The following is a 21,194-nucleotide window of genomic DNA, read 5'->3' as shown; positions in this document are numbered from 1 at the left end:
ACGGGCGAAGGGCCCGCCCTTCGTGCGCCGGGGGTGTCAGCGCAGCGCGGCGATCATGTCCTCGGCCAGCCTGGCGCTGGAGGCAGGGTTCTGGCCGGTGAAGAGATTGCCGTCGATGATGTTGTGCTGCTGGTAGGCCGCCCCTGCGACGTGGTCCGCGCCCAGCTCCCGCAGACGGGAGGCCAGCAGCCACGGCGCCCCCTCGGCGGTGCCGAACAGCTGCTCCTCCTCATCGGTGAACGCCGTCATCCTGCGGCCGGCGAAGAGCCAGTTGCCGTCTTCGTCCCTGGCACTCAGCAGCGCGGCCGGACCGTGGCAGACCGCACCGATGAGTTTCCCGTCCTTGTCCGCCTTGGCCAGCAGACGGCCCAGGTCGGCGTCCTGGAAGAGGTCGACGACCGGGCCGTGGCCGCCGGGCAGCACCACCGCGACGTAGTCGTCGATGCTGACCTCGTCGAGCTTCAGCGGCGAGCCGAACTCCTCCAGCGCCTTCCGGGCGTGTGCCACGTGGCGGCCGCACTCCTCCCCCGCGACCGCCGGGTCGGCGCTGTGCTCGTCCAGCGGCTGCAGCACCCCACCCGGAGAAGCGAAGTCGACCGTGTAACCGGCCTCCACGAACTTCTCGTGCGGAGCGGCCAGCTCCTCCGCCCAGTAACCCGTCGGGTACTTCGATCCGTCGGTACGTTCCCAGACGCTGGCGGCCGACATGACGATGAGAACCTTGCCCTTGCTCATGAACGAGTTCCTTTTCCGCGAAGAGACATCCGGAGCAGGCGGCGACTTGCTCCGGGAAAATCAGTGGCCAGGCATGACGCACTGGCGACAGGGGGCACAAGAGCGCCGACCGTGGGTCCGCTCATCGGCCGCCCGTCCGAAGAAGCCTTGACCAGCCCTTTGTGCCGTGCGCATGCCGCAATCCGTCCTCGGTCACTCACCCGGAGGACGTGCATCCAGCATGGCCTGCCACCAGCCCCCGCAGACGCCCATAGCAGGCCCTGCGCGACAGCGGACCCGGCAGACTAGGACTCGCAGACCCACGCGGGAAACACCCACACCCGCGATACTCCCTGGCATGGCCAACAACAACCGTGAGCTGGGAAACTTTCTGCGGAAGGCGCGCAGCCAAATGGATCCCGAGCAGGCCGGTCTGCCGCCGGACAACCGCACGCGGCGTGTTCCGGGCCTGCGCCGTGAAGAGGTCGCCCGCCTGGCCGGTGTGTCGACCGACTACTACGCCCGGCTCGAACAAGGACGCCCGATCGCCCCGTCGCCCGGTGTCGTAGACGCACTCTGCCGCGCCCTGGGCCTCGACGAGGCGGGACGCACTTACCTTCACACCCTCCTCGGAGTGACGGCCGCGCCGTCACGGCGTCACAGCCGAAGCGCCCAAAGACTCCGCCCCGGCCTTCACCAACTCATCGACGCACTCGACGGCGAACCGGTACTGGTGCTCGGCCGCCGCAGCGACGTCCTGGCGGCCAACCGGATGGCCAAGGCACTGTTCACCGACTTCGACCAGATGCCCGTACGGCACCGCAACTACGCACGCTGGATGTTCCTCGGCGAGGAACCCCGCTCCTTGTTCATCGACTGGGAGGACCAAGCACGGGCCGCCGTGGAAAGCCTGCGCCTGGAGATCGGACGGGACGCGGACGACCAGGCCACGAACGATCTCATCGCAGAGCTGCGCGGAAAGAGCACGGAATTCGACCGCTGGTGGGAAGAGCACCGGGTCCACCAGCGCACCCACGGTTCCAAACGCCTCCACCACGCGCTCGTCGGTGAACTGACAGTGGAATACGAGACGCTGACCCTGCCAGGAGACCCCGACACATCCCTCTTCGTCTACACCGCGGAACCCGGATCGTCGTCCAGACAAACACTCGACCTCCTGGCCATGTGGACCCTCACCGGCACCGGAACACCCCGGACCGGCACAGCCCAAGAGCACGACTGACCCCGGGTGTTCGCCCCTGGCGGCCTCGTCCCCGTGGTCCGGTGCGGCGGAAGTGATGCACGGCTTCACTGGTCCGCGCCCCCGCGCAGGCCGTCGCCAACTCCTTCGGCAGGACGTCTCCCGGGATTCGGGGCCTCTGCGGGACTGGGACATGCTGGTCGACGGCGCCCGTCACCGGGCGGCGCGGGGGCGGTCGGCAATGCGGCGGAGCAGCTCGCCCGCTGGACCGGTGCGCGCGTGGTCACCACGGTCAGGAGCCCGGCGAAGGCCGCGCTGGCACGCGCGGCCGGCGCGCACCGGGTGGTCGACTACCGTACGCAGGACGCGGCGCTGGTTCCGGCCTGGCGGTGACGGCGTCGCAGCTGACCGGCGAGGGCGGCCTGTTGCAGCAGCTGACCAAGCGGGTGCTGGAGTCCGCCCTGGAGGGCGAGATCACCGACCACGTCGGCTACGAGAAGCACGACCCGGCCGGGAAGAACAACGGCAACAGCCGCAACGGCACCCGGGCCAAGACCGTGCTGACCGACGTCCGCCCGGTGGAGGTGAAGGTGCCCCGGGACACCGCCGGTACCTTCGAGCCGCAGATCGTCAAGAAGCGGCAGCGCCGCCTGACCGGCGTCGACGAGATGGTGCTGTCGCTCTCGGCGAAGGGCCTCACCCACGGTGAGATATCGGCTCACCTCGCCGAGGTCTACGGAGCGGAGGTGTCCAAGCAGACCATCTCCACCATCACCGACAAGGTCATGGACGGCATGGCCGAATGACAGAACCGGCCGCTCGACCGCGTCTACCCGGTCCTGTTCGTGGACGCCATCAACGTCAAGATCAGGGACGGACAGGTCGCGAACCGTCCGATCTACGTCGTCCAGGCCATCGAGCGCGCCAAGGCCGACGGCGCGCTCACCGTGGCCCTGACCGGCACTCCCGGCAGCGCCGTCACCCGGGCGGCCGACCGCTTCCTCCTGGTCGACCTGGAGCACCCCGAGCGCTCGCCCGGGATCCGCACCTACCAGGCCAGCGTCTTGGGCATGCTGCTCATCGCCCTCCAGCTGGCCGAAGCCCGCCGAGCCGACTCCTCTGAAGCAGTGGCGGCCAGCCTGCGCCGGGAACTCTCCGGGCTCGCCGACACCATGGACGCGACCACCAAAGCCATCAAAGAACGGTGTGCGCGGCTTGCCGAGGTGATCGCCAAAGCGCCGGTGGTGACCATGGTGGGAAGCGGCCCGAATCATGGGACGGCACAGTACGGCGCGGCGAAACTGGCCGAAGCGGCGGGAGTGTTCGCGGCGGGCCAGGACCTGGAGGAGTGGAGCCATGTGGAGCGGTTCGCCTATCCGGTCGACATGCCCGTGTTCGTCATCGCCCCACCAGGACGTTCCCAGCAGCGAGCCGCGCGACTCGCGGAGCAGGCATCCCGGCTCGGACGGCATGTCATCGCCGTCGTCGACGGAAACGAAACGGACCTGATCGCGCACGCCGATGCGGTCCTGCCGGTGCACGGCGCGGTGCGAGAAGAGTTCTCTCCCCTCCTGTATCACCTCTTCGCCGGCTATACGGCCTCCTACACGGCACAACGCCTCGAGCGCCTGCCCTTCCAAGCAGACCGATCCAGCAGTTGACGCCACAGCCGTCGCAAGCGTCGGCGAGCGCGCTCCCCGAAGGGTCCCGGGCAAGGGCCGATTCGACAGCCCTGATGGCCACAGGGTCGGCGTCGGGCGAAGGGTGAACCTCAGCGGGGCTGAGGCCGACAACCGGCCTCAGCCCCGCTTCCGCTGTTCTCAGCCCTCTTGGTCCAGCCGCCGCGCCACGGCCACTGACCCCCTTGATGACGCTGCTGGACAGTGATCAGGCTTGCTGCGGTAGCGTCGCCGCACCTGCTGGTCCTGCATGACCAGTTGGGTGAGCGATCAGCCGTAGGAGTCGACAGCTTCGTGAGTACCGGTCCGTGCCCGCTGTAACTACGAAAGCGGGCGTTGGCCACGCCGACGCGGTGGCAGAGTCCTCCTCATGCAGATATCCAGATACAGATACGTTGCCGCGGGCCTCTTCCTGGGCGCCGCCCTGACCCTGACCGCCTGCGGCCAGCAGGGCACCGGCCCGACGGTGGCCGGCCCCGCCCCCAGCCTCGGCGCCACCCTCTCCCCCTCGCCCACCCACTCCCCCGTAGGCCCCGCACGGGGCAATGTGGAGCCCGACTCCCACGACGGAGCCCCGCACTACCGCGAGAACAACGGCTTCAAGATCCCCAAGGACATGTCCCCCGCCAGCGAGGAGATCGCCCGCAAAGAAGCCGCCCGCATCGAGCCCGTCCTTAAGCGGCTTTGGACAGCCAAGGTGTGGGATGCCAAGAGTGTGCGCGCGGCGCTGCTCAAGCTCGGCTACCGAAACGAGGGCCCGGACAGCGAGCAGGGGCGCGGAACCCTCTTCGTGCAAGCCCATGACCCCGACAGCAACCCAGGTGCCAGCGTCGCCCTCAACGTCCGTCACGACGCCTGTGTGACCGCGTTCGTGCAGACGACCAACTACCAGGTCAAGGTCAATGGCCGGTTCCTGGAGACCGGGTGCTTCGAGCCTCGCAGCGGCCACTGAGCGCCGAGGTTCCCTGGGATCGCCCCGATTACCGAGTGCTACGTGAAATTCGCGGCGGCTTCGCAAGCTGAGGGCCGCGCCCAGCAGCCACCTGCCACCAGGACCCGGATCAGCCGTCCAGCGTGGGCACAGCCCATCGCGTCACCGACGCGGAGGGCGCCCTTGACCGAGCCGACCAGACGAAGAGTGCTCGTCCACTCAGCAGAGCTATCGGGGAGGTACAAGCCAGCAGTGGCTGCGCTGCACGCTCAGGCACCGCGGCGAGACCACCCAGATGGCCCAGGCCAGAAACAAACTCCAGCAGGTCAGGCCCTGTCGCCGCCGATCTCCGGCCCTACGGCTCATGGCTACTTTCACGGCTACGTACGTAGCCACACAGCCCCGTTTGAACCGGTGCGGACCAGGGTCTGGCCAAGCTCACGTTTCCACGAAAAAGGGCCTCTGACCAGCAATTTCCCTGATCAGAGACCCCCAGTGGCGGACGAGTCGGCCTGTACGCCGGGTTCTGTCTCCCGAGGGCCTTGCGGCCCCCGGGGAGGCGGCCATCCATCTAGGACCGGCGTTGCCGCCGGCCTCGTGCGGTCTACCCGCGGACTCGGGCGGGCAGCCCTCGATCGTCCGCGCAGAGCCACCGTGCGGCGGCTCCTCTTGACCTTGCTCCAGGTGGGGTTTACCGAGCCGTCCGAGTCACCTCGGACGCTGGTGGTCTCTTACACCACCGTTTCACCCTTACCGGACGCCTCGCGGCCTCCGGCGGTCTGTTTTCTGTGGCACTGTCCCGCGGGTCACCCCGGGTGGGCGTTACCCACCACCTTGCCGTGTGGAGCCCGGACGTTCCTCGGCGGAGCCCCTGAGGACCCCGACGCGACCGCCCGGCCGGCTCGTCCGCCGTGCTGAGCATGATACCCGGCGGCGCGGCCCGGTCGGCTCAGAGGAAGTCGGTCGTCTCCAGCGCGAAGGAGAACGGAGCGGGCAGGTCGAGCTGCTTGCCGAAGGGGACCGTGACGTGCTGCCGGTAGTCGGCGCCCTCCGGGTCGCCGAAGAGCGTCACATCGCTCTTCTCGCGGTCGACGAGCAGGTAGAGGGGGATCCCGCCGCGTGCGTAGCAGTGGCGCTTGGCCGTACGGTCCCGGTCCGGCTTGGTCGAGGTGACCTCGGCGACCATGGCGACGCCGTCGCACGGCATCCAGGACTCGGCGCCTCGGAAGAGCCGCAGCTCTCGCGGGGCGAAGGTGCCGTCCGGGATCACGTGGTTCCGCACGCAGAGACCGCCACGGGGCACCTTGAGCCCCTTGTTGCCCGAGAACTGCATCCGGGTCTCGGACCGCGTGAACACCTGCTCGGCGATCAGACTGATGTGATCCTCGTGGTCCCCGTCCGGCGGCGGTGTCACGACGATTTCCCCCTCGATCAGCTCGGCCCGGAAGCCCTCTGGCGTCTCCAGGGCCAAGAAACCCTCCAGCAGGACATCGTCGTGGTCCCGCGTGAGCGGTTCGTGTGCCATGGCGCTCATGCCACCCTCTTCCCTGTCTCGCCGCCAGCGTAGGTACCGAGGGGGCCGGTACCTCGCGGAAAGAGCCTTCCTCACTCGATCGTGGCACAGAAGCGCTTCGGCCGAGGCCGTAGGCTGCGGCCGGGTGGGGCCGCGTCCGGGTCCGCCCCGTACCGTTCTCGCGTTGCCCCGACGCCCCGACCCCGAGGAGAGACCGTGCTCGTGCTGCTGCCCCCGTCCGAGGGAAAGGCCACAGGAGGCTCCGGGTCCCCGCTGGACCTGGGATCACTGTCGCTGCCGGGGCTGGGCGCGGCGCGGGCGGAGGTGCTGGACCAGCTGGTGTCGCTGTGCTCGGGCGACGAGGTGAAGGCCGCCGAGGTGCTGGGGCTCAGCGAGGGGCTGCGCGGCGAGATCGCGAAGAACGCGGCGCTGCGGGAGGCCGGGACGCGGCCCGCCGGGGAGATCTACACCGGTGTGCTGTACGACGCGCTCGGCCTCGCCACGCTGCCGCCCGCCGCCCGCCGCCGGGCTGAGCGGTCGCTGCTGGTCTTCTCGGGTCTGTGGGGTGCCGTACGGATCGACGACCGCATCCCCTCGTACCGCTGCTCGATGGGCGTGAAGCTCCCGGGGCCGGGCGCGCTCGGCAGCTACTGGCGGACCCGGACCCCGATGGCCGACGTCCTTCCCGAGGCCGCCGGGAACGGGCTGGTGCTGGACCTCCGCTCGGCGGCGTACGCGGCGGCCTGGAAGCCCAAGGGGGCGGTCGCCGAGCGTACGGCGACGGTGCGGGTGGTGCAGTCGAAGATCGTGAACGGGGTCGAGAAGCGGTCCATCGTCAGCCACTTCAACAAGGCGACGAAGGGCCGGATGGTCCGGGACCTGCTGACCGCCGGCGCCGACCCGAGCGGCCCCGGTGAGCTGGTGGAGGCGCTGCGGGGGCTGGGGTACGTGGTGGAGGCCGCACCGCCGGAGCGGGCGGGGCGGGCCTGGGCGCTGGACGTGGTGGTGACCGAGCTTTAGCTCCGCGGGACGTGGTGGTGACCGAGCTTCAGCTCCGCGGGGACGTGGCGGTGACCGAGCTTCAGCTCCGCGGGACGTGGCGGTGACCGAGCTTTAGCTCGCGGGACGTGGTGGTGACCGAGCTTCAGCTCCGCGGGGACGTGGTGGTGACCGAGCTTCAGCTCCGCGGGACGGGTTCGTCCGGCGCGGCCCGACACCTGTCCGTCCTTGCGGCCCGCACATGACAGGCCGCGTCATTGCAGTATGCGCAACCACCATTGCGCAGTGCGCTCGCCGTCGGCAGGATGGGCGCCGTGACTAGCACCGTGCCCTCCTCCGGTTCCTCGCTCCTCGACCTCGCCCCCGTCATCCCCGTGGTCGTCGTCCACGACGCCGCCGACGCCGTCCCGCTGGCGCGTGCCCTGGTGGCGGGCGGGCTGCCGGCGATCGAGGTGACCTTCCGGACGCCCGCCGCCGCGGACGCGATCCGGGCGATCGCCGAGGAGGTTCCGGACGCGGTCGTCGGCGCCGGTACCGTGCTCAGCCCGGAGCAGGTGGAGACGGCCGTCGACGCCGGGTCGCGTTTCCTGGTCACGCCCGGCTGGACGGACCGGCTGCTGGGGGCGCTGGACGCGTCCGGGCTGCCGTATCTGCCGGGCGTCTCGACCACCTCGGAGGTCGTGGCGCTGCTGGAGCGCGGAGTGGAGGAGATGAAGTTCTTCCCGGCCGAGGCGGCCGGGGGCACGGCGTATCTGAAGGCGCTCGCCTCACCGCTCCCCCGGGCCCGCTTCTGCCCGACCGGCGGGGTCAACGCCTCGAACGCGCCCGAGTACCTGGCCCTGCCCAACGTCGGCTGCGTGGGTGGCACCTGGATGCTGCCCGCCGACGCGCTGGCGGCGGGCGACTGGGACCGGGTGGAGTCCCTGGCCCGCGAAGCGGCGGCGCTGCGGGGCTGACGACGCCGGCCGCGGCCACGACGATCACTCACCCCGGCCCAGCACCGTGGCCCGGGGCCGGAGCCGAGTCACACGGCGACCAGGCGCACCCGGTCGCCGCAGAGCTTGGCCATGTCGTCCACGTCGGACGTCAGCATGACAACGGGATGCCGCTGTTTGAGGGCGATCGCCGCCACGGCCGCGTCGATCGCGTATGTGTGGCCGTGCAGAGCGGCCCCCATCAGCAGCGCCGAGGCCGCCTTTGCTTCCTCCTCCCCCACCGGGAGGACGCGGAGACCGGAAAGGACCCAGCTCAGCCGGGCCTTGTCGATGCGCGCATGCACGGCCTCGATGACGGTGAGCGCGCAGACCACGGCTTCCATGCCCCGCCTCCGCGCCTCCGCCACCAGGGCGACAACCGATTCGTCATCGTTCAGCAGCTTGGAGAGGCCCTCGCTGTCCAGGACGAGCGTCCCGTCGTGGCTCAGCTTGCGGCGGGCCACTGCTCGTCCTCGGCGAACACCTCGTCGAAGACCTGACGCGCCCGCTCCTGAGCCTTCGCCGAGACCGGGCCCACGCGCCGTTCATAGTCAGCCAGGTACTCGTCCAGGATCTGACCGCGTAGCTCCCGCTCGACCGCCGCGGTGATGAACGCCGAGAACTCCCGCTTGCCGACGCGCGAGCGAATCGCCTCGGCGGTCCCTTCGGGGAGGGAGAGGCTCACCCGGGTGGCCGGCCCCTCGCCGATGCTGTACGACGCCTCAGCCTCATACTCAGACATACGCCCCACGTTATCAAACGAGTAGGAAGTGGGGTGGCGAAGAGGCGGGCGCCTACCGCAGGTGGGCCGTCTCGTTCAGCAGCCTCAACGACGCGTTCCCGTCCGCGTAGTACGCCACCGCCGACAGCGAGGCCGCCGAGAGCTCCATGCGGAACAGGGCCTCCGGCGGGGCGCCCAGGGCCAGCCGGACCAGGGTTTTGATCGGGGTGACATGGGTGACGAGCAGCACCGTACGGCCCGGGTAGCGGGCGATCAGCTTGTCGCGGGAGAGCGCGACCCTGCGCGCGACCGACGCGAAGCTTTCGCCACCGCCGGTCGGGGCCGCCTTGCTGGAGGCCAGCCATGCCGCCAGGTCATCCGGGAAGCGCTCCTTGACCTCCGCGAAGGTCAGGCCCTCCCACGCGCCGAAGTCGGTCTCCCGCAGCCCCTCGTCGACGCGGACGTCCAGGCCCAGGCGCCGGGCCACCACGTCGGCGGTCTCGCGGCAGCGCAGCAGCGGTGAGGTGACGACGGCCTGGATGGTGCCGCGTGCGGCGAGCGCGGCGGCGACCCGCTCGGCCTGGTGGCGGCCGACCGGGGACAGGCCGGGGTCGGTGCCCCCGCTGCCGGAGAAGCGCTTCTCGGGGGTGAGCGGGGTCTCCCCGTGCCGGAGCAGGACGAACGTGGCGGGGGTGCCCAGGTCCGCCGAGCCCCAGCCCACCGCGGGAGCGCCCGTGGCGGCGGGCTCGGCGAGGGCGTCGTCGGCGGGGGCGGCGGCCTCCGGCGCGCCCGCCGCCAGCGTGCCGCCCGGCGGCACCTTCGGCCGCCACTGCTCGCCCCGCTTGCCCGCGTCCATCGCCTCGTTGGCGAGCCGGTCCGCGTGCTTGTTCCGCTCGCGCGGGATCCACTCGTACGACATCCGGCCGGCCGGGAAGACCGCCTTGGCCTCGGTGGCCAGCGGACGCATGTCCGGGTGCTTGATCTTCCAACGGCCCGACATCTGCTCGATGACGAGCTTGGAATCCATCCGCACCCGGACTTCGGCCTCCGGGTCCAGGGCGTACGCCGCCCGCAACCCGGCGACCAGGCCCTTGTACTCGGCGACGTTGTTGGTCGCGGTGCCGATGTACTCGGCCACCTCGGCGAGCGTCTCGCCGGTCTCCGCGTCGCTCACCACCGCGCCGTAACCGGCCGGCCCCGGGTTGCCCCGGGACCCGCCGTCCGCCTCGACGACGAAGCGCCGCGCCATCGGACTACAGCCCCGACTCGGGCGTACGGACCAGGATCCGGCGGCAGTTCTCGCACCGCACCACCGTGTCGGGGGCCGCCGACCGCACCTCGTTGAGCTCGGTGATGGCCAGCTCCTGGCGGCAGCCGTCGCAGCGCCGCTGGTAGAGCCGGGCCGCGCCGATACCGCCCTGCTGCTCGCGCAGCTTGTCGTAGAGCTTCAGCAGGTCGGCGGGGATGGTCCCGGCGATCACCTCGCGCTCCTTGGTGACGGTCGCGACCTCGGCGTCGATCTCCTCGGCCGCCGCGTCCCGGCGCGAGGTGGCGTCACTGATCTTGGCATGGAGGGACTCCACCCGCCCGGTCAGCTCGGTGACCCGCTCCTGGACGGACTCCCGGCGCTCCATGACCTCCAGGACGACGTCCTCCAGGTCGCTCTGGCGCTTGGCGAGGGAGGCGATCTCGCGCTGGAGGTTCTCCAGGTCCTTGGGCGAGGTGACGGCGCCCGAGTCCAGGCGCTTCTGGTCGCGGGCGGCGCGCTGGCGCACCTGGTCCACGTCCTGCTCGGCCTTGGTCTGTTCGCGAGCGGTGTCGCTCTCCTCGGTCTGCGCGGCGATGAGCAGGTCACGCAGCTGGGTGTGATCGGCGTTCAGCGTCTCGATCTCGGCGTGCTCGGGCAGCGTCCTGCGCTTGTGCGCGAGCTGCGACAGCCGGACGTCGAGCGCCTGGACGTCGAGGAGGCGGATCTGATCGGCGGGCGCGGCATTCAGCGTGGGGCTCCAGGGGAGTCGATGGGACGGAACGGCGATAGCGAGGTCGAGCTGAGGATCGAACGGATCGAGCGGATCGAACGGTTCCAGTGGATCGAACGGTTCCAGTGGATCGAGTGGATCGAACGGATCGAGCGGACGTCAAGCGGAGAAGGACGGAGCGGCCGCGCGGGCGGCCGGGGCCGCGGCGTGGGCCGTCCAGGGGTCGGTGACGGTACGGGAGACATGCGTCCGCAGGCCCCAGCCGTGCCGGTCGGAGATCTCGTCCAGCTGGGCCGCGGCCTGCTCGGTCCAGGGCCACTCGGTGGCCCAGTGCGCGGCGTCCACCAGGGCGATATCGCTGTGCTCCCGCGCCTCCGAGGACGGGTGGTGGCGCAGATCGGCGGTGAGGAACGCGTCGACCCCGGCCGCGCGCACCGCGCCGAAGAGGCTGTCGCCGGAGCCGCCGCTGACGGCGACCCGGCGCACCGTGCGGTCCGGGTCACCGGCGGCCCGGATGCCCTGCGCGGTGGCGGGCAGCCGGGCGGCGGCGCGCTCGGTGAACTCCCGCAGCGTCTCGGGGTGGTCCAGCTCGCAGATCCGGCCCAGGCCCCGGCGGCCCTCGGGGTCGGTCGCGTCGGGCACCAGCGGGCCGACGACCCGCAGGTCGAGCGCTCCGGCGAGGGCGTCGGAGACGCCGGGGTCGGCGGTGTCGGCGTTGGTGTGCACGACGTGCAGGGCGATGTCGTTCTTGATCAGCGTGTGCACCACCCGGCCCTTGAAGGTGGAGGCGGCGACCGTGGTCGTCCCCCGCAGATAGAGCGGATGGTGGGTGATCAGCAGATCGGCGCCGAGGGTCACCGCCTCGTCGACCACTTCCTGGACGGGGTCGACGGCGAACAGCACGCGGGTGACCTCGGCGTCGGGGTCACCGCACACCGTGCCGACGGCGTCCCACTGCTCCGCCCGCTCGGGCGGCCAGAGGGCGTCGAGTGCGGCGAGGACGTCGTTGAGTGCGGGCACGGGGCAAGGCTACCTCCCGGATCACCGCTGAGCCCTGCCCCGGCCTTCACCCAGCGCGACCACCCGGCGGGAGGCGGGGCGGAGGCAGTCGGAGACGGCTCGGGCGCTCGGCCGCTCGGGCGCTCGGCCGGTACACGGCGCGCGCCGAGCGCCCGGCGGAGGCATCCGCCCGACGCCGGAGGTGTCCGTCCGACGCCGGAGACATCCGCCCCGTGGAAACGCCCGCCCTGCAGGGCCATCCGCCCGGCGCCGGAGACGTCCACCCGGTGGAAACGCCCGCCCGGCAAGGGCGTCCACTCGACGCCGGAGACATCCTGGCGAAGTCCTTGCCGCCCTGCGCGACGGACTTCCCGCCCCCGCCCTTGCCCCTGGCGCCGCCCGCGCCGTCGTCGGACGATCCGCAGGCGGTGAGGGACAGCGCCCCGGCCAGGGCGAGGGCGAGGGCGGCACTGCCGCGGGCGCGCAGGGACATGACGGGGCTCCTGGGAAGCTGGGGCGCGCGTTCCGGGGAGCGCGCCAAACGCACTTAGGTGGACCTTACTTTCGTCACAAACCACCCCCTCAGCCGCTTACAGCACATTCGTCCGCGACCTCTCAAGCGAATCGGGCAGCAGCCACACTTACGGGTGGAGCACGCCCATTACGGCCTTCGGCAGGGAGTATGAAAACTACTTTCGGTGGCCGGAGGTGACCGATCGATGACTGCCTGTGCCTTCGACACCGCCCTCACCGGGGGCGTCGGCGACCGGCCACGAGGGGGTTTCACCATCGCCTCGGACCGCTCGTACGGCGCGCGGCTCACGCTCAGCGGGAAGGCGGGCTGCTGGTATCCGGAGCGCTGGACGCTGGACGGCCCCGAGCCCTACGCCGTGCCGCTGCCCGCCGCCCAGCCCGAGGAGCCGGACAGCGAACTTCTGCCGCTCGCCGACGGGCAGGTGCTCATCCACCGCCGGGTGGCCGGTCACCACGCCTTCTCCCTGCTCTATCCGGCCGGGCCGGGCACCGGTGAGCGCCCGCTCGGCGCCATCGACCACGCCGAGGTCTCGCTGCTGCCGCCCGCGCCCGGCGGCCTGTGCGCCTTCGCGCTGGGGCGCGGGCAGCGGTCCACCTCCGTCTGGCTGGTGTTCGGCGGCGGTGTCCTCGTCCCCCAGCACGTGGCCGAGGTGCCGGGCCGCTGCACCGGCGGCAACTGGCTGGACCGCACCGGCCGGCTGCTGGCGCTCGACCGCGAACTCGACGGCCGGACGAAGACGGTGGTGGTCGATCTGCGGCGGGGCGGTGAGACCAGCCCGCTGCTGCAGATCACCGAGCGCAGCGACGACCGGCTGCTGCTCGCCGACCCCGACAGCGGTCTGCTGCTCGTACGGTCCGACGCGCCCGGGGACGAGCGGTTGGGGTGGGGGGTGCTGGGCAGCGCCCGGCCGGTGAGGTTCCCGGACTGTCTGCGGTCCGCGGGGCGATGGGGGGCCACTCCGTTCGCGATGCAGCCGGGGCAGGTGCTGACGCCGGAGGCGTGCGCGGTGGCCTTCCGCATCGACGGGCCGGGCGGGGCCGGGCGGCCGTGGGTGGGCGTATGGCGCCCGGCGGAGCGGCGGTTGCGCGAGTTCCCGGCACCGGAGGGCTGGCTTCCGGGCGCGGGCCTGTGGACCCGGGACGGTGAGCTGCGGCTGCCGTACGTGACCCCCCAGGTGCCCTGCGGACTGGCCCGGGTACGTCTGCCCGGGGCACCGGGGATGCCGGGGATGTCTGAGAGGCCGGGGACACCGGGGGCGCAGGGGAGGCCGGGGACACCGGGGGCGCAGGGGAGGCCGGGGGCGCCGGGGAGGCCAAGGCTGTCGCAGGGTGCCTGGGCGGCGGCGCCGGGCGGGCCGGGTACGGGGCGGATGGCGGACGTCCCGGAGGCGTCGGCCGCCACGAGCGCGGCGCCGCCGCCCGGGGCACCGGCGCCGCCGTGGCGACCGCACGACGCGACGAGGGCGCGGCAGAGACCGGACGACGCGACGGGGGCGCCGTGGAGACCGGACGACACCACGGGGACGCCCTGGCGACCGGACGACGCGACGGGGACGCCCTGGCGACCGAACGACACCACAGGCACGCGACAGAGACCCGACGACACCACGGGGACACCCTGGCGACCGAACGACACGGCAGGGACGCCCTGGAGACTGGACGACACCACAGCGGCACGACAGAAGCCCGACGACACCACGGGAACACCCTGGCAGCCGAACGACACGGCAGGGACGCCCTGGCCACCGGACGACACCACAGGCACGCGACAGAGACCCGACGCCACCACGGGAACGTGGAGACTGGACGACGCCACAGGGGCACGGCGGATCGCGCGGGTGACCCGGGTAGCCCGGAAGGCCGAGCCGTCCGGACCGGCCACCTCCGGGACCGGGGCGCGGGTGGTCCAGGCGCCGCGGACGGCGGCCCCCGCGGACGGGATCGCGACGAGGATCACACCGTGGACCCGGGTCGGTCCCGGCGGACCCGCCCCCGTGCACGCACCCGGGCTGACACCGCCGCGGCCGCCGGAGCCTGCGCCGGTACGGGGGCGGGCGCTGGACCCCGAGGCAGGCTCCGGTGTCGAGCCCTGGGGCGGGACCGGGTCATGGGCCGGGGTCGAGCAGGAGATGGGGCCCGAGCCTGACCCCGGCAGTGGCCTTGGCAGTGGCCTTGGCAGTGGCCTTGGCAGTGGTACGGGCCCGGCCCTGCGGCCCGTACCACTGCAACAGGCCCCGCTGGCCCGCCCTCCGCTGGCCCGGCCACCCCGCTGGGTCCGCGATCACCGCCCTGGTTAGACTCGGCCGGGGCTGCGCGTCACTGCGTGCCGCCAATGCGCGGGACGCCCCGGGTGATGCGCATGGAAGACCGTGCGACATCGTGGTCAGCCCCTTTCGCACAGTACAAAGAGACCTGACGGGGTGACGTACCCACCATGTCCGAAACCCACATCGACACGACCCAGACGCGCCCCCGGGACGCCGCCGCGGCCCAGGCCGATGGCGGTCTGGGCAAGCACCGGGGGCAGGCCGCGTCGGAGGAGACCCAGGCACCGGCCCACGGCCGCCACCGCCGCCCGAACAAGAACGCCTCCTGATGCGCTGAAGATCATCGTGACGGGTGTCCGAGGACTGTCCGCATAGGGGTCCGAGGATCGTCCAGATCGTCCTCGATCGTGGGACGGGCCGGATTTCCGCTGGGAGGTCCGGCCCACCCGGCGATCGCGGCACCCCGGCCGGTGGGCCGTCGCCCCCCTCTGAGCCCCAGCCCCGCCCGGCCAGCGCAGGACGCCCCGGCCCAAGGCCGTAGCCCCCGCATCAGGCCCACCCCCTCCAGCGAGCGCGCGTCGTCCCAGCCGGTGGGCCGTCACTCCCGCTCGGGCCCCAGCCCCTCCCGCGAGCGCAGGCGCACCGCCCGAGGGCCGTCATCCCCGCCTGAGCCCCAGCACCTCCACCGCCGCGAAGTTCTGCCCGCCGCGCTCCGCGAAGTACGGCGTGAGCGCCGCGTCCAGCTCCTCGTAGTCGAAGGCATCGCCTTTCGCGTCCAGTTTCGCCGCCACCTTGGGCCGTTCCAGGACCGCCACCATGCCGCCGTGCACCACGAACACCTGGCCGGTCACCTTCGCCGCGGCCGGTGAGGCGAGGTAGCCGACGAGCGGGGCCGCGTGTTCGGGGGCGAGGGGGTCGAGACGGCCGTCCTCCGGGAGCTCGAAGTCCGCGAAGACCTCCTCGGTCATCCTGGTGCGGGCGCGCGGGCAGATGGTGTTCGCAGTCACCCCGTACTTGGCGAGCGCCGCCGCCGTGGAAGTGGTCAGCCCGACGATGCCGCCCTTCGCCGCCGCGTAGTTCGGCTGGCCCGGCGACCCGGCGAGGAACGCCTCGGAGGAGGTGTTGATGATCCGGCCGTGGACCGGGCCGCCCTGTGCCGCCTTGGACCGCTCGCGCCAGTGCGCGGCGGCGAAGCGGATGGTGTTGAAGTGGCCCTTGAGGTGGACGCGGATCACCGCGTCCCACTCCTCCTCGCTCATCGAGAAGACCATCCGGTCCCGCAGGATGCCCGCGTTGTTGACCAGGACGTCCAGCCCGCCGTAGGTGTCGATCGCGAGCTGGACGAGTTCTTCCGCCCGCGCGAAGTCGGCGACATCGCCCGCATGGGCCGTGGCACGGCCACCGGCCGCGCGGATCTCCTCGGCGACCTCTTCGGCGGGACCGGCCGATGCCTCGCCGGTGCCGTCGCGCCCGCCCTGGCCGTAGTCGTTGACGACGACGGCGGCGCCCAGCCGGGCCAGTTCCAGGGCCTCGGCGCGGCCGAGGCCGCGGCCCGCGCCGGTGACGATCGCGGTCTTCCCGGCCAGCGGGCCCGTCACATCTCCACGCATGTGCGCAGCGCCTCCCCGGTCCGCATCTGGCCGATCGCGTCGTTGATCTCGCCGAGCCGCACCCGGTGGGTGATCAGCCCCTCGAGGTCGATCCGCCCCGCCCGCCACAGGTCGATGGTCCGCCGGTAGGAGCGGAGCACATCGCCCCCGCCGTACAGCGAGGGCAGGATCCGCTTCTCGTCGAAGAACAGCTCGAACATGTTGAACCGCACGAAGTCGTCCATCGCCCCGGCCCCGACCACGCACAGCGTGCCGCCGCGCCGGGTGGCCTCATAGGCCCGGCGGGCGGTGTCGGAACGGCCCACGACCTCGAAGACGTAGTCGAAGCCCTCGCCCGCCGTGACGCTGTCCTTGGCGCCGTCCAGGCCGTCCGGCGCCACCGCCTCGGTGGCCCCGAACCGCAGCGCGGCCTCGCGCCGCGACTCCACGGGGTCGATGGCGACGATCTGGGCGGCACCCGACGCCCTGGCCCCCTGGATGACGCTGATGCCCACCCCGCCGCAGCCGATCACCGCGACCGACGAACCGGCTTCCACCCGGGCGGTGTTGAAGACGGCCCCGAGCCCGGTGGTCACCCCGCAGCCGATGAGGGCCGCGATGTCGTACGGGAGGTCGTCGGGGATCGGCACGGCGCAGGACGCGGGCAGGACGATCTCCTCGGCGAAGGTGCCGGTCCCGGACATGCCGAAGACCTCTTCCGGGCTGCCGCCGGGGCGCCGGAAACCGGGGGTACCGGCGTTCATGAACCCGGTCAGGCACAGCTCGGTCTGGCCACGGCGACAGGACGGACAGCCGCCGCACGCGGGCAGCCAGCACACCAGCACCCGGTCGCCCGCGCTCAGCGCGGTCACCCCGTCGCCCACCTCGACGATCTCGCCGGCGCCCTCGTGGCCGGGGACGAAGGGCGCGGGCTGCGGCAGCACCCCGGCCATCGCGGAGAGGTCGGAGTGGCACAGTCCGGTGGCCCTCACCCGCAGCCGGACCTTGCCGGGGCCGAAACCCACCGCCTCGATGTCGTCGAGGACCTCGAGCTTGTCCTGTCCCGTCTCATGCAGTACGGCAGCGCGCACGACGCCTCCTCGGGGATCGAGTCCTTGGGAACCAAACCGGATCAGGTCGGATCAGGCTAAATCGGGCCGGATGGGGCCGGGTCGGGCTGGTCCGGGCCGGATCACGTCGGCCCAGGCCAGGTGAAGTAAGCCCAGTCCAGGCCAAGTCGGCCCAGGCCGGGTCAAGCGTGCTCGACGATGGTGTCGGTGAGGACCGGTGCGTCGTCCCGCTCGACGGCGGTCGCCGTCACCTGGACGCGCGCCCGGTCCCGCCACATCCGGACGCGCAGGGTCTCGCCGGGATAGACCACCCCGGCGAAGCGGGTGGTGTACGAGCGCACCCGGGCGACGTCCCCGTCCAGCACCGTGTCCACGACCGCCTTGAGGACCATCCCGTACGAGCACAGCCCGTGCAGGATGGGCTTCTCGAACCCGGCCACCTTGGCGAATTCGGGGTCGGCGTGGAGCGGGTTCCAGTCCCCGGAGAGCCGGTAGAGCAGCGCCTGGTCCTCCCGGATGGCCCGCTCCACGGTGCGGTCCGGTTCGCGGGCCGGCGCCTGCACGCGCTCGGAGGGGCCGCGCTCGCCCCCGAAGCCGCCCTCTCCCCGGACGAAGATCCGGGTGTCGCAGGTCCACAGCGGGCCGTCCGCGTCGGCGACATCGGTGCGCAGCACGATGACGGCCGCCTTGCCCTTGTCGTACACCGCGGCGACCTTCGAGGTCTGGGTGGCGTCCCCGCTCACCGGGATCGGCCGGTGCAGCTCGACGGTCTGGCCGCCGTGCAGCACGGCGGCGAGGTCCACATCGATGCCGGGCGCGGTCAGGCCCCCCGCGAGCGCCATGCCGCCACCCGCGACCGTCGCGAAGCTGGGAAGCACATGGAGCCTGCTCTCCAGGGTGTAGCGGAGTTCGTCGGGGTCGGTGGCGGGGACACCGGCGCCGATGCCCAGGTGGTAGAGCAGGATGTCCTTGTGCCCCCAGGTGAGAGCCGTGGTCCGGGGTTCGGCCGAGACGGCCTTGGCGGCATCAATGGGCATAGGGCGACAGCACTCCTTGGGTCCGCTCGCTCGGCCTCGGTCGGAAGACCCCGGCCCGCCCGTCCGCACCGTCGGCCGCGCCGGGGTCGTTACTGGTCGGCCGGGTCGCGCCACCGGCATGGGCAGGTAGAACGCGTTCTAGCCGATGGCACCCTGTATAGCCCAATCGCCCCGAAGGGGGAAGGGCGCCGACAGCCTGAACTGACGGCACGTCAGGTGACGGCGGTCAGGGTGCCGAAGCCCCTGGGACATATGTCACGGCCGTCCCCTGACATCCGCATCTGCCCAGCTCATACGGGGATCCGTAAGGTCGGACGCATGTATGTCGCCGCCGAGCGCATCGAGCGGCTCAGCCGCCGGGCCAACCCGCCAGGAGCTGGCCCGTACGGCGGTGGAGAAGGAGCGGCTGCGATTCTCCCGCGATCCGCACGACCTGCTGGGCCCATGAAGCTATGACGAATCGCGGGTGGCCGCGGGCGTCCGCGGCAGCAGGACGGCCATCAGCACCACCGCCGCCGCGATGATCCCGGTGGCCACGACGAAGGCGTGGCCGTACCCGGCCGCGAGCGCCTCCGGCCCGGCCCCGCCGCGTGCCGCGGTCCGCTCGGCCGCGACCGTGGCCAGCACGGTCAGGCCGAGCGCACCGCCGATCTGCCGCGAGGTGTTGACCAGCCCGGACACCAGCCCCGCCTCGGAGGGGGCGGCGCCGGAGGTGGCGGAGGCGGCGAGCGGGGTCATCATCAGCCCGGACCCGAGGGACATGATGATCGCGGGGCCCAGGACCGTCCCCACATAGGTGCCGTCGGCGCCCATCCGGCTCTGCCACGCGTAGCCGACGACGGCCAGCGAGCCGCCCGCGATCGCCAGCAGCTTGCCGTCCACCCGGGCCATCAGCCGGGGCGCGAGCTTCGAGCCGACGACGATCGACAGGCTGTGCGGCAGGAAGGCGAGCCCGGCCTTCACCGGGCTGAAGTGCAACACGTTCTGCAGGTAGAGCGACATGAGGTACCACATGGCGAACATGCCGCCGCCACACACCACCATCACCGCGTTCGCCGCCGACACCGCCCGGATGCGGAACAGCCGCAGCGGCATCAGCGGCTCCCGCGTACGCGCCTCGACGGCCACGAACACCGCGAGCAGCACGAGCCCGGCGAGCAGCGGGCCGAGCGAGGCGGCGGCGGTCCAGCCGTGCGGTTCGGTCTGCACGATGCCGTACGCGAGCGCCGCGACGCCCGCCGTGACCAGCACCGCGCCCGGTACGTCGAGCCGCCGTACCACCCCGGAGCGGCCCTCGGTCAGCCACACCGCCGCGGCCACCAGCACCACGATGCCCACCGGCACGTTGACCAGCAGCACCCAGCGCCAGGACAGGTACTCGGTGAGCACACCGCCGACCAACCCGCCCGCCGCGCCCCCGCCGGCGCCGACCGCCGTCCAGGTGCCGATGGCCCGGGTGCGGGCCGCGCCGGTCGGGAAGGTGGTGGTGAGGATGGTGAGGGTGGCCGGGGAGAGCACGGCCGCGCCGATGCCCTGCAGCGAGCGGGCGACGATCAGCTGCCAGGGCTCCTGTGCGAGGCCACCGGCGAGGCTGGCCGCGGTGAACAGCCCGAGCCCGGCGAGGAAGACCCGTTTGCGCCCGAAGAGATCGGCGGCGCGCCCGCCGAGCAGCAGGAACCCGGCGAAGGTGAGCGCGTAGGCGTTCACCACCCACTGCAGCCCGGTCTCGCCGAGCCCCAGGTCCGTACGCATCGACGGCAGCGCCACGTTCACCACCGAGACGTCGAGCACCACCAGGAACTGCCCGGCGCAGGCGGCCAGCAGGACCGCCCAGACCGGGGGCGAGGCGCGCGGGGCCCGGGCGGTGGCTGCGGTTTCCGAGGGGAGGGGCGTTGGGGTGGCCATAACGGCGATGCTCGCATCCGGAACCCGTCCTGCGCATCGGCGTTTCTGCGCAATTGGGGAGGGCGCGGGACCCAGTACGTCCCCGGCTATGTCCCCGGTGGGCGCCCGTCGAGGGCTCGTGACCCTGGGCGCCGCGGGCCGGTGGCGGTGCGGCAGGATGAGCGGGTGACCCAGTCTGCTGCCGCCGCCGCGCCCACGGCCCCCGACCGCACCGTGCTCGACGCCTTCGAGGAGGCGAAGGGCTTCATGCCGCTGGACGAGGGGCTCGCCCTGTACGCCGCGGCCGCCGAGGCGGCGGCCGAGCTGGGGCTGCCGCTGGTGGAGGTCGGCACGTACTGCGGGCGCTCCACCATCCTGCTGGCCGACGCCGCCCGCGCGGCGGGAACGGTCGCCGTGACCGTGGACCACCACCGGGGTTCGGAGGAGCAGCAGCCGGGCTGGGAGTACCACGACCCGGAGGTGGTGGACCCCGAGACCGGGCGGATGGACACGCTGCCGACCTTCCGCCGCACCCTGCACCGGGCGGGTCTCGAGGACCATGTCATCGCCGTGGTCGGGCGGTCCCCGCAGGTCGCGGCGGTGTGGGGGCGGCCGGTCGGGCTGGTGTTCATCGACGGCGGACACACCGACGAGCACGCGAGCGCCGACTACGAGGGCTGGGCCCCGCATCTCGCGCCGGGCGGGCTGCTGGTGATACACGACGTCTTCCCCGACCCGGCCGACGGCGGTCAGGCGCCGTACCGGATCTACCGCAGGGCGCTCGCCTCCGGCGCGTTCACCGAGGTCTCCGCGACCCGCTCGCTGCGCGTCCTGCGCCGCACCACGGCCGCACCGCCCGCCTGATCGCGAGCACATGGCCGGGGCGCCCCGGCCCGTCCTGATCGCGAGCACATGTCCGGGGAGCCCCGGCCCGTCCCGCCACTTCCGTTTCTCGGTGGCAGATGGCGGCCGACGCCCCGCTCCGAGCAGCAGACGGCGACCGACGCCCCTCGAGCCATCCGCGGCGAGCGCGCCCGCGCGGCCGGGGCCAGCCGGAAGGCCCGGCAGCCGCCGCGCCCGGCGACAGCGCGCAGCACCCGACC

Annotated in this window: 21 protein-coding genes, 1 other RNA gene and 1 pseudogene; 11 read left to right on the top strand and 12 right to left on the bottom strand. The window is 72.3% G+C overall.

What is annotated here, in order from left to right; translation table 11 throughout:
* Positions 1-36 precede the first annotated feature (36 nt).
* Entirely contained in the window at positions 37-735 is a 699-nt protein-coding gene (locus tag AXW62_RS15505; protein WP_060945063.1) for a type 1 glutamine amidotransferase domain-containing protein, read from the bottom strand.
* Between the two features lie 337 nt (positions 736-1,072).
* On the opposite strand from AXW62_RS15505, the gene AXW62_RS15500 reads away from it, so the two are divergent.
* The 5 genes and pseudogenes from AXW62_RS15500 (at position 1,073) to AXW62_RS15485 (ending at position 4,546) form a co-directional block, all read left to right on the top strand.
* Complete coding sequence (locus AXW62_RS15500; protein WP_060945062.1) at positions 1,073-1,957, top strand: helix-turn-helix transcriptional regulator; 885 nt, start codon at positions 1,073-1,075, stop codon at positions 1,955-1,957.
* Positions 1,958-1,963: 6 nt separating this feature from the next.
* Positions 1,964-2,308: a zinc-binding dehydrogenase gene (locus tag AXW62_RS47120; protein ID WP_370682916.1), complete on the top strand. Its 345-nt coding sequence runs from the start codon at positions 1,964-1,966 to the stop codon at positions 2,306-2,308.
* A gap of 11 nt (positions 2,309-2,319) precedes the next feature.
* Positions 2,320-2,832, top strand: a pseudogene (locus tag AXW62_RS42855) (transposase); the annotation flags it as partial.
* Between the two features lie 153 nt (positions 2,833-2,985).
* A complete protein-coding gene (locus AXW62_RS42850) occupies positions 2,986-3,576 on the top strand; it encodes an SIS domain-containing protein (protein ID WP_102884910.1) in 591 nt (196 codons plus the stop codon).
* A 388-nt stretch (positions 3,577-3,964) separates the two neighbouring features.
* Complete coding sequence (locus AXW62_RS15485) at positions 3,965-4,546, top strand: hypothetical protein (RefSeq protein WP_063817594.1); 582 nt, start codon at positions 3,965-3,967, stop codon at positions 4,544-4,546.
* Between the two features lie 478 nt (positions 4,547-5,024).
* Here the strand turns inward: AXW62_RS15485 and rnpB are convergent.
* Both rnpB and AXW62_RS15475 read right to left on the bottom strand, forming a co-directional pair.
* An RNA gene (gene rnpB, locus AXW62_RS15480) (RNase P RNA component class A) lies at positions 5,025-5,430 on the bottom strand.
* A gap of 44 nt (positions 5,431-5,474) precedes the next feature.
* Entirely contained in the window at positions 5,475-6,050 is a 576-nt protein-coding gene (locus tag AXW62_RS15475; RefSeq protein WP_060945072.1) for a Uma2 family endonuclease, read from the bottom strand.
* A 204-nt stretch (positions 6,051-6,254) separates the two neighbouring features.
* Here AXW62_RS15475 and yaaA point away from each other — a divergent pair, with 204 nt between their 5' ends.
* Entirely contained in the window at positions 6,255-7,058 is an 804-nt protein-coding gene (yaaA, locus tag AXW62_RS15470) for a peroxide stress protein YaaA (protein ID WP_060945060.1), read from the top strand.
* Positions 7,059-7,342: 284 nt separating this feature from the next.
* Complete coding sequence (gene eda / locus AXW62_RS15465) at positions 7,343-7,993, top strand: bifunctional 4-hydroxy-2-oxoglutarate aldolase/2-dehydro-3-deoxy-phosphogluconate aldolase (protein ID WP_060945071.1); 651 nt, start codon at positions 7,343-7,345, stop codon at positions 7,991-7,993.
* A gap of 68 nt (positions 7,994-8,061) precedes the next feature.
* On the opposite strand, the gene AXW62_RS15460 is transcribed toward eda, so the two are convergent.
* From AXW62_RS15460 to AXW62_RS15440, 5 genes are all read right to left on the bottom strand, one after another.
* Positions 8,062-8,475: a DNA-binding protein gene (locus AXW62_RS15460; protein WP_060945059.1), complete on the bottom strand. Its 414-nt coding sequence runs from the start codon at positions 8,473-8,475 to the stop codon at positions 8,062-8,064.
* Complete coding sequence (locus AXW62_RS15455; protein WP_060945058.1) at positions 8,457-8,753, bottom strand: hypothetical protein; 297 nt, start codon at positions 8,751-8,753, stop codon at positions 8,457-8,459. The genes AXW62_RS15460 and AXW62_RS15455 overlap by 19 nt, the downstream gene beginning before the upstream one ends.
* Before the next feature lie 52 nt (positions 8,754-8,805).
* A complete protein-coding gene (locus tag AXW62_RS15450) occupies positions 8,806-9,981 on the bottom strand; it encodes a bifunctional RNase H/acid phosphatase (protein ID WP_060945057.1) in 1,176 nt (391 codons plus the stop codon).
* A gap of 4 nt (positions 9,982-9,985) precedes the next feature.
* Positions 9,986-10,729, bottom strand: a complete 744-nt coding sequence (locus AXW62_RS15445; RefSeq protein ID WP_107406298.1) for a zinc ribbon domain-containing protein — start codon at positions 10,727-10,729, stop codon at positions 9,986-9,988.
* A gap of 141 nt (positions 10,730-10,870) precedes the next feature.
* Positions 10,871-11,731, bottom strand: coding sequence for a Nif3-like dinuclear metal center hexameric protein (locus AXW62_RS15440; RefSeq protein WP_060945055.1), 861 nt, complete (start codon positions 11,729-11,731; stop codon positions 10,871-10,873).
* A gap of 698 nt (positions 11,732-12,429) precedes the next feature.
* Between AXW62_RS15440 and AXW62_RS47115 the strand changes: the two genes are divergently transcribed.
* A complete protein-coding gene (locus AXW62_RS47115; protein WP_370682915.1) occupies positions 12,430-14,541 on the top strand; it encodes a hypothetical protein in 2,112 nt (703 codons plus the stop codon).
* A gap of 137 nt (positions 14,542-14,678) precedes the next feature.
* Positions 14,679-14,840 (top strand): hypothetical protein, encoded by a 162-nt coding sequence (locus AXW62_RS44480; protein ID WP_169808136.1) that lies wholly within the window; start codon positions 14,679-14,681, stop codon positions 14,838-14,840.
* 327 nt (positions 14,841-15,167) lie between these two features.
* On the opposite strand, the gene AXW62_RS15430 is transcribed toward AXW62_RS44480, so the two are convergent.
* The 3 genes from AXW62_RS15430 to chsH3 all read right to left on the bottom strand — a co-directional run bounded on the left by AXW62_RS15430 (position 15,168) and on the right by chsH3 (position 18,207).
* Positions 15,168-16,121: a 3-oxoacyl-ACP reductase gene (locus AXW62_RS15430; RefSeq protein WP_060945054.1), complete on the bottom strand. Its 954-nt coding sequence runs from the start codon at positions 16,119-16,121 to the stop codon at positions 15,168-15,170.
* Entirely contained in the window at positions 16,106-17,191 is a 1,086-nt protein-coding gene (locus tag AXW62_RS15425) for a Zn-dependent alcohol dehydrogenase (protein WP_060945053.1), read from the bottom strand. The genes AXW62_RS15430 and AXW62_RS15425 overlap by 16 nt, the downstream gene beginning before the upstream one ends.
* 161 nt (positions 17,192-17,352) lie before the next feature.
* Positions 17,353-18,207, bottom strand: coding sequence for an enoyl-CoA hydratase ChsH3 (gene chsH3, locus AXW62_RS15420; protein ID WP_060945052.1), 855 nt, complete (start codon positions 18,205-18,207; stop codon positions 17,353-17,355).
* Between the two features lie 322 nt (positions 18,208-18,529).
* Here chsH3 and AXW62_RS46660 point away from each other — a divergent pair, with 322 nt between their 5' ends.
* Positions 18,530-18,655 (top strand): hypothetical protein, encoded by a 126-nt coding sequence (locus AXW62_RS46660; protein ID WP_280142939.1) that lies wholly within the window; start codon positions 18,530-18,532, stop codon positions 18,653-18,655.
* Between the two features lie 2 nt (positions 18,656-18,657).
* On the opposite strand, the gene AXW62_RS15415 is transcribed toward AXW62_RS46660, so the two are convergent.
* Positions 18,658-20,112: an MFS transporter gene (locus tag AXW62_RS15415; RefSeq protein WP_060945051.1), complete on the bottom strand. Its 1,455-nt coding sequence runs from the start codon at positions 20,110-20,112 to the stop codon at positions 18,658-18,660.
* 246 nt (positions 20,113-20,358) lie between these two features.
* Between AXW62_RS15415 and AXW62_RS15410 the strand changes: the two genes are divergently transcribed.
* The gene (locus tag AXW62_RS15410; RefSeq protein ID WP_252368621.1) at positions 20,359-20,955 is read left to right on the top strand and encodes a class I SAM-dependent methyltransferase; all 597 of its coding nucleotides are present in this window, start codon (positions 20,359-20,361) and stop codon (positions 20,953-20,955) included.
* The last annotated feature ends 239 nt before the right edge of the window (positions 20,956-21,194 follow it).

This window comes from Streptomyces hygroscopicus subsp. hygroscopicus, from assembly GCF_001553455.1.
GTDB classification, from domain to species: Bacteria; Actinomycetota; Actinomycetes; order Streptomycetales; family Streptomycetaceae; genus Streptomyces; species Streptomyces hygroscopicus.
The sequence above is the reverse complement of the archived record's forward strand: the minus strand, read 5'-3'. Positions and strand labels throughout refer to the sequence as shown.

Excerpts from the sequence above, each read along its gene's own strand:
- AXW62_RS15505 (WP_060945063.1), bottom strand. The coding sequence starts at position 735 with ATGAGCAAGGGCAAGGTTCTCATCGTCATGTCGGCCGCCAGCGTCTGG.
- AXW62_RS15500 (WP_060945062.1), top strand. The coding sequence starts at position 1,073 with ATGGCCAACAACAACCGTGAGCTGGGAAACTTTCTGCGGAAGGCGCGC.
- AXW62_RS42850 (WP_102884910.1), top strand. The coding sequence starts at position 2,986 with ATGCTGCTCATCGCCCTCCAGCTGGCCGAAGCCCGCCGAGCCGACTCC.
- AXW62_RS15485 (WP_063817594.1), top strand. The coding sequence starts at position 3,965 with ATGCAGATATCCAGATACAGATACGTTGCCGCGGGCCTCTTCCTGGGC.
- AXW62_RS15475 (WP_060945072.1), bottom strand. The coding sequence starts at position 6,050 with ATGGCACACGAACCGCTCACGCGGGACCACGACGATGTCCTGCTGGAG.
- eda (WP_060945071.1), top strand. The coding sequence starts at position 7,343 with ATGGGCGCCGTGACTAGCACCGTGCCCTCCTCCGGTTCCTCGCTCCTC.
- AXW62_RS15455 (WP_060945058.1), bottom strand. The coding sequence starts at position 8,753 with ATGTCTGAGTATGAGGCTGAGGCGTCGTACAGCATCGGCGAGGGGCCG.
- AXW62_RS15450 (WP_060945057.1), bottom strand. The coding sequence starts at position 9,981 with ATGGCGCGGCGCTTCGTCGTCGAGGCGGACGGCGGGTCCCGGGGCAAC.
- AXW62_RS47115 (WP_370682915.1), top strand. The coding sequence starts at position 12,430 with ATGACTGCCTGTGCCTTCGACACCGCCCTCACCGGGGGCGTCGGCGAC.
- AXW62_RS44480 (WP_169808136.1), top strand. The coding sequence starts at position 14,679 with ATGTCCGAAACCCACATCGACACGACCCAGACGCGCCCCCGGGACGCC.
- AXW62_RS15430 (WP_060945054.1), bottom strand. The coding sequence starts at position 16,121 with ATGCGTGGAGATGTGACGGGCCCGCTGGCCGGGAAGACCGCGATCGTC.
- chsH3 (WP_060945052.1), bottom strand. The coding sequence starts at position 18,207 with ATGCCCATTGATGCCGCCAAGGCCGTCTCGGCCGAACCCCGGACCACG.
- AXW62_RS46660 (WP_280142939.1), top strand. The coding sequence starts at position 18,530 with ATGTCGCCGCCGAGCGCATCGAGCGGCTCAGCCGCCGGGCCAACCCGC.
- AXW62_RS15415 (WP_060945051.1), bottom strand. The coding sequence starts at position 20,112 with ATGGCCACCCCAACGCCCCTCCCCTCGGAAACCGCAGCCACCGCCCGG.
- AXW62_RS15410 (WP_252368621.1), top strand. The coding sequence starts at position 20,359 with ATGCCGCTGGACGAGGGGCTCGCCCTGTACGCCGCGGCCGCCGAGGCG.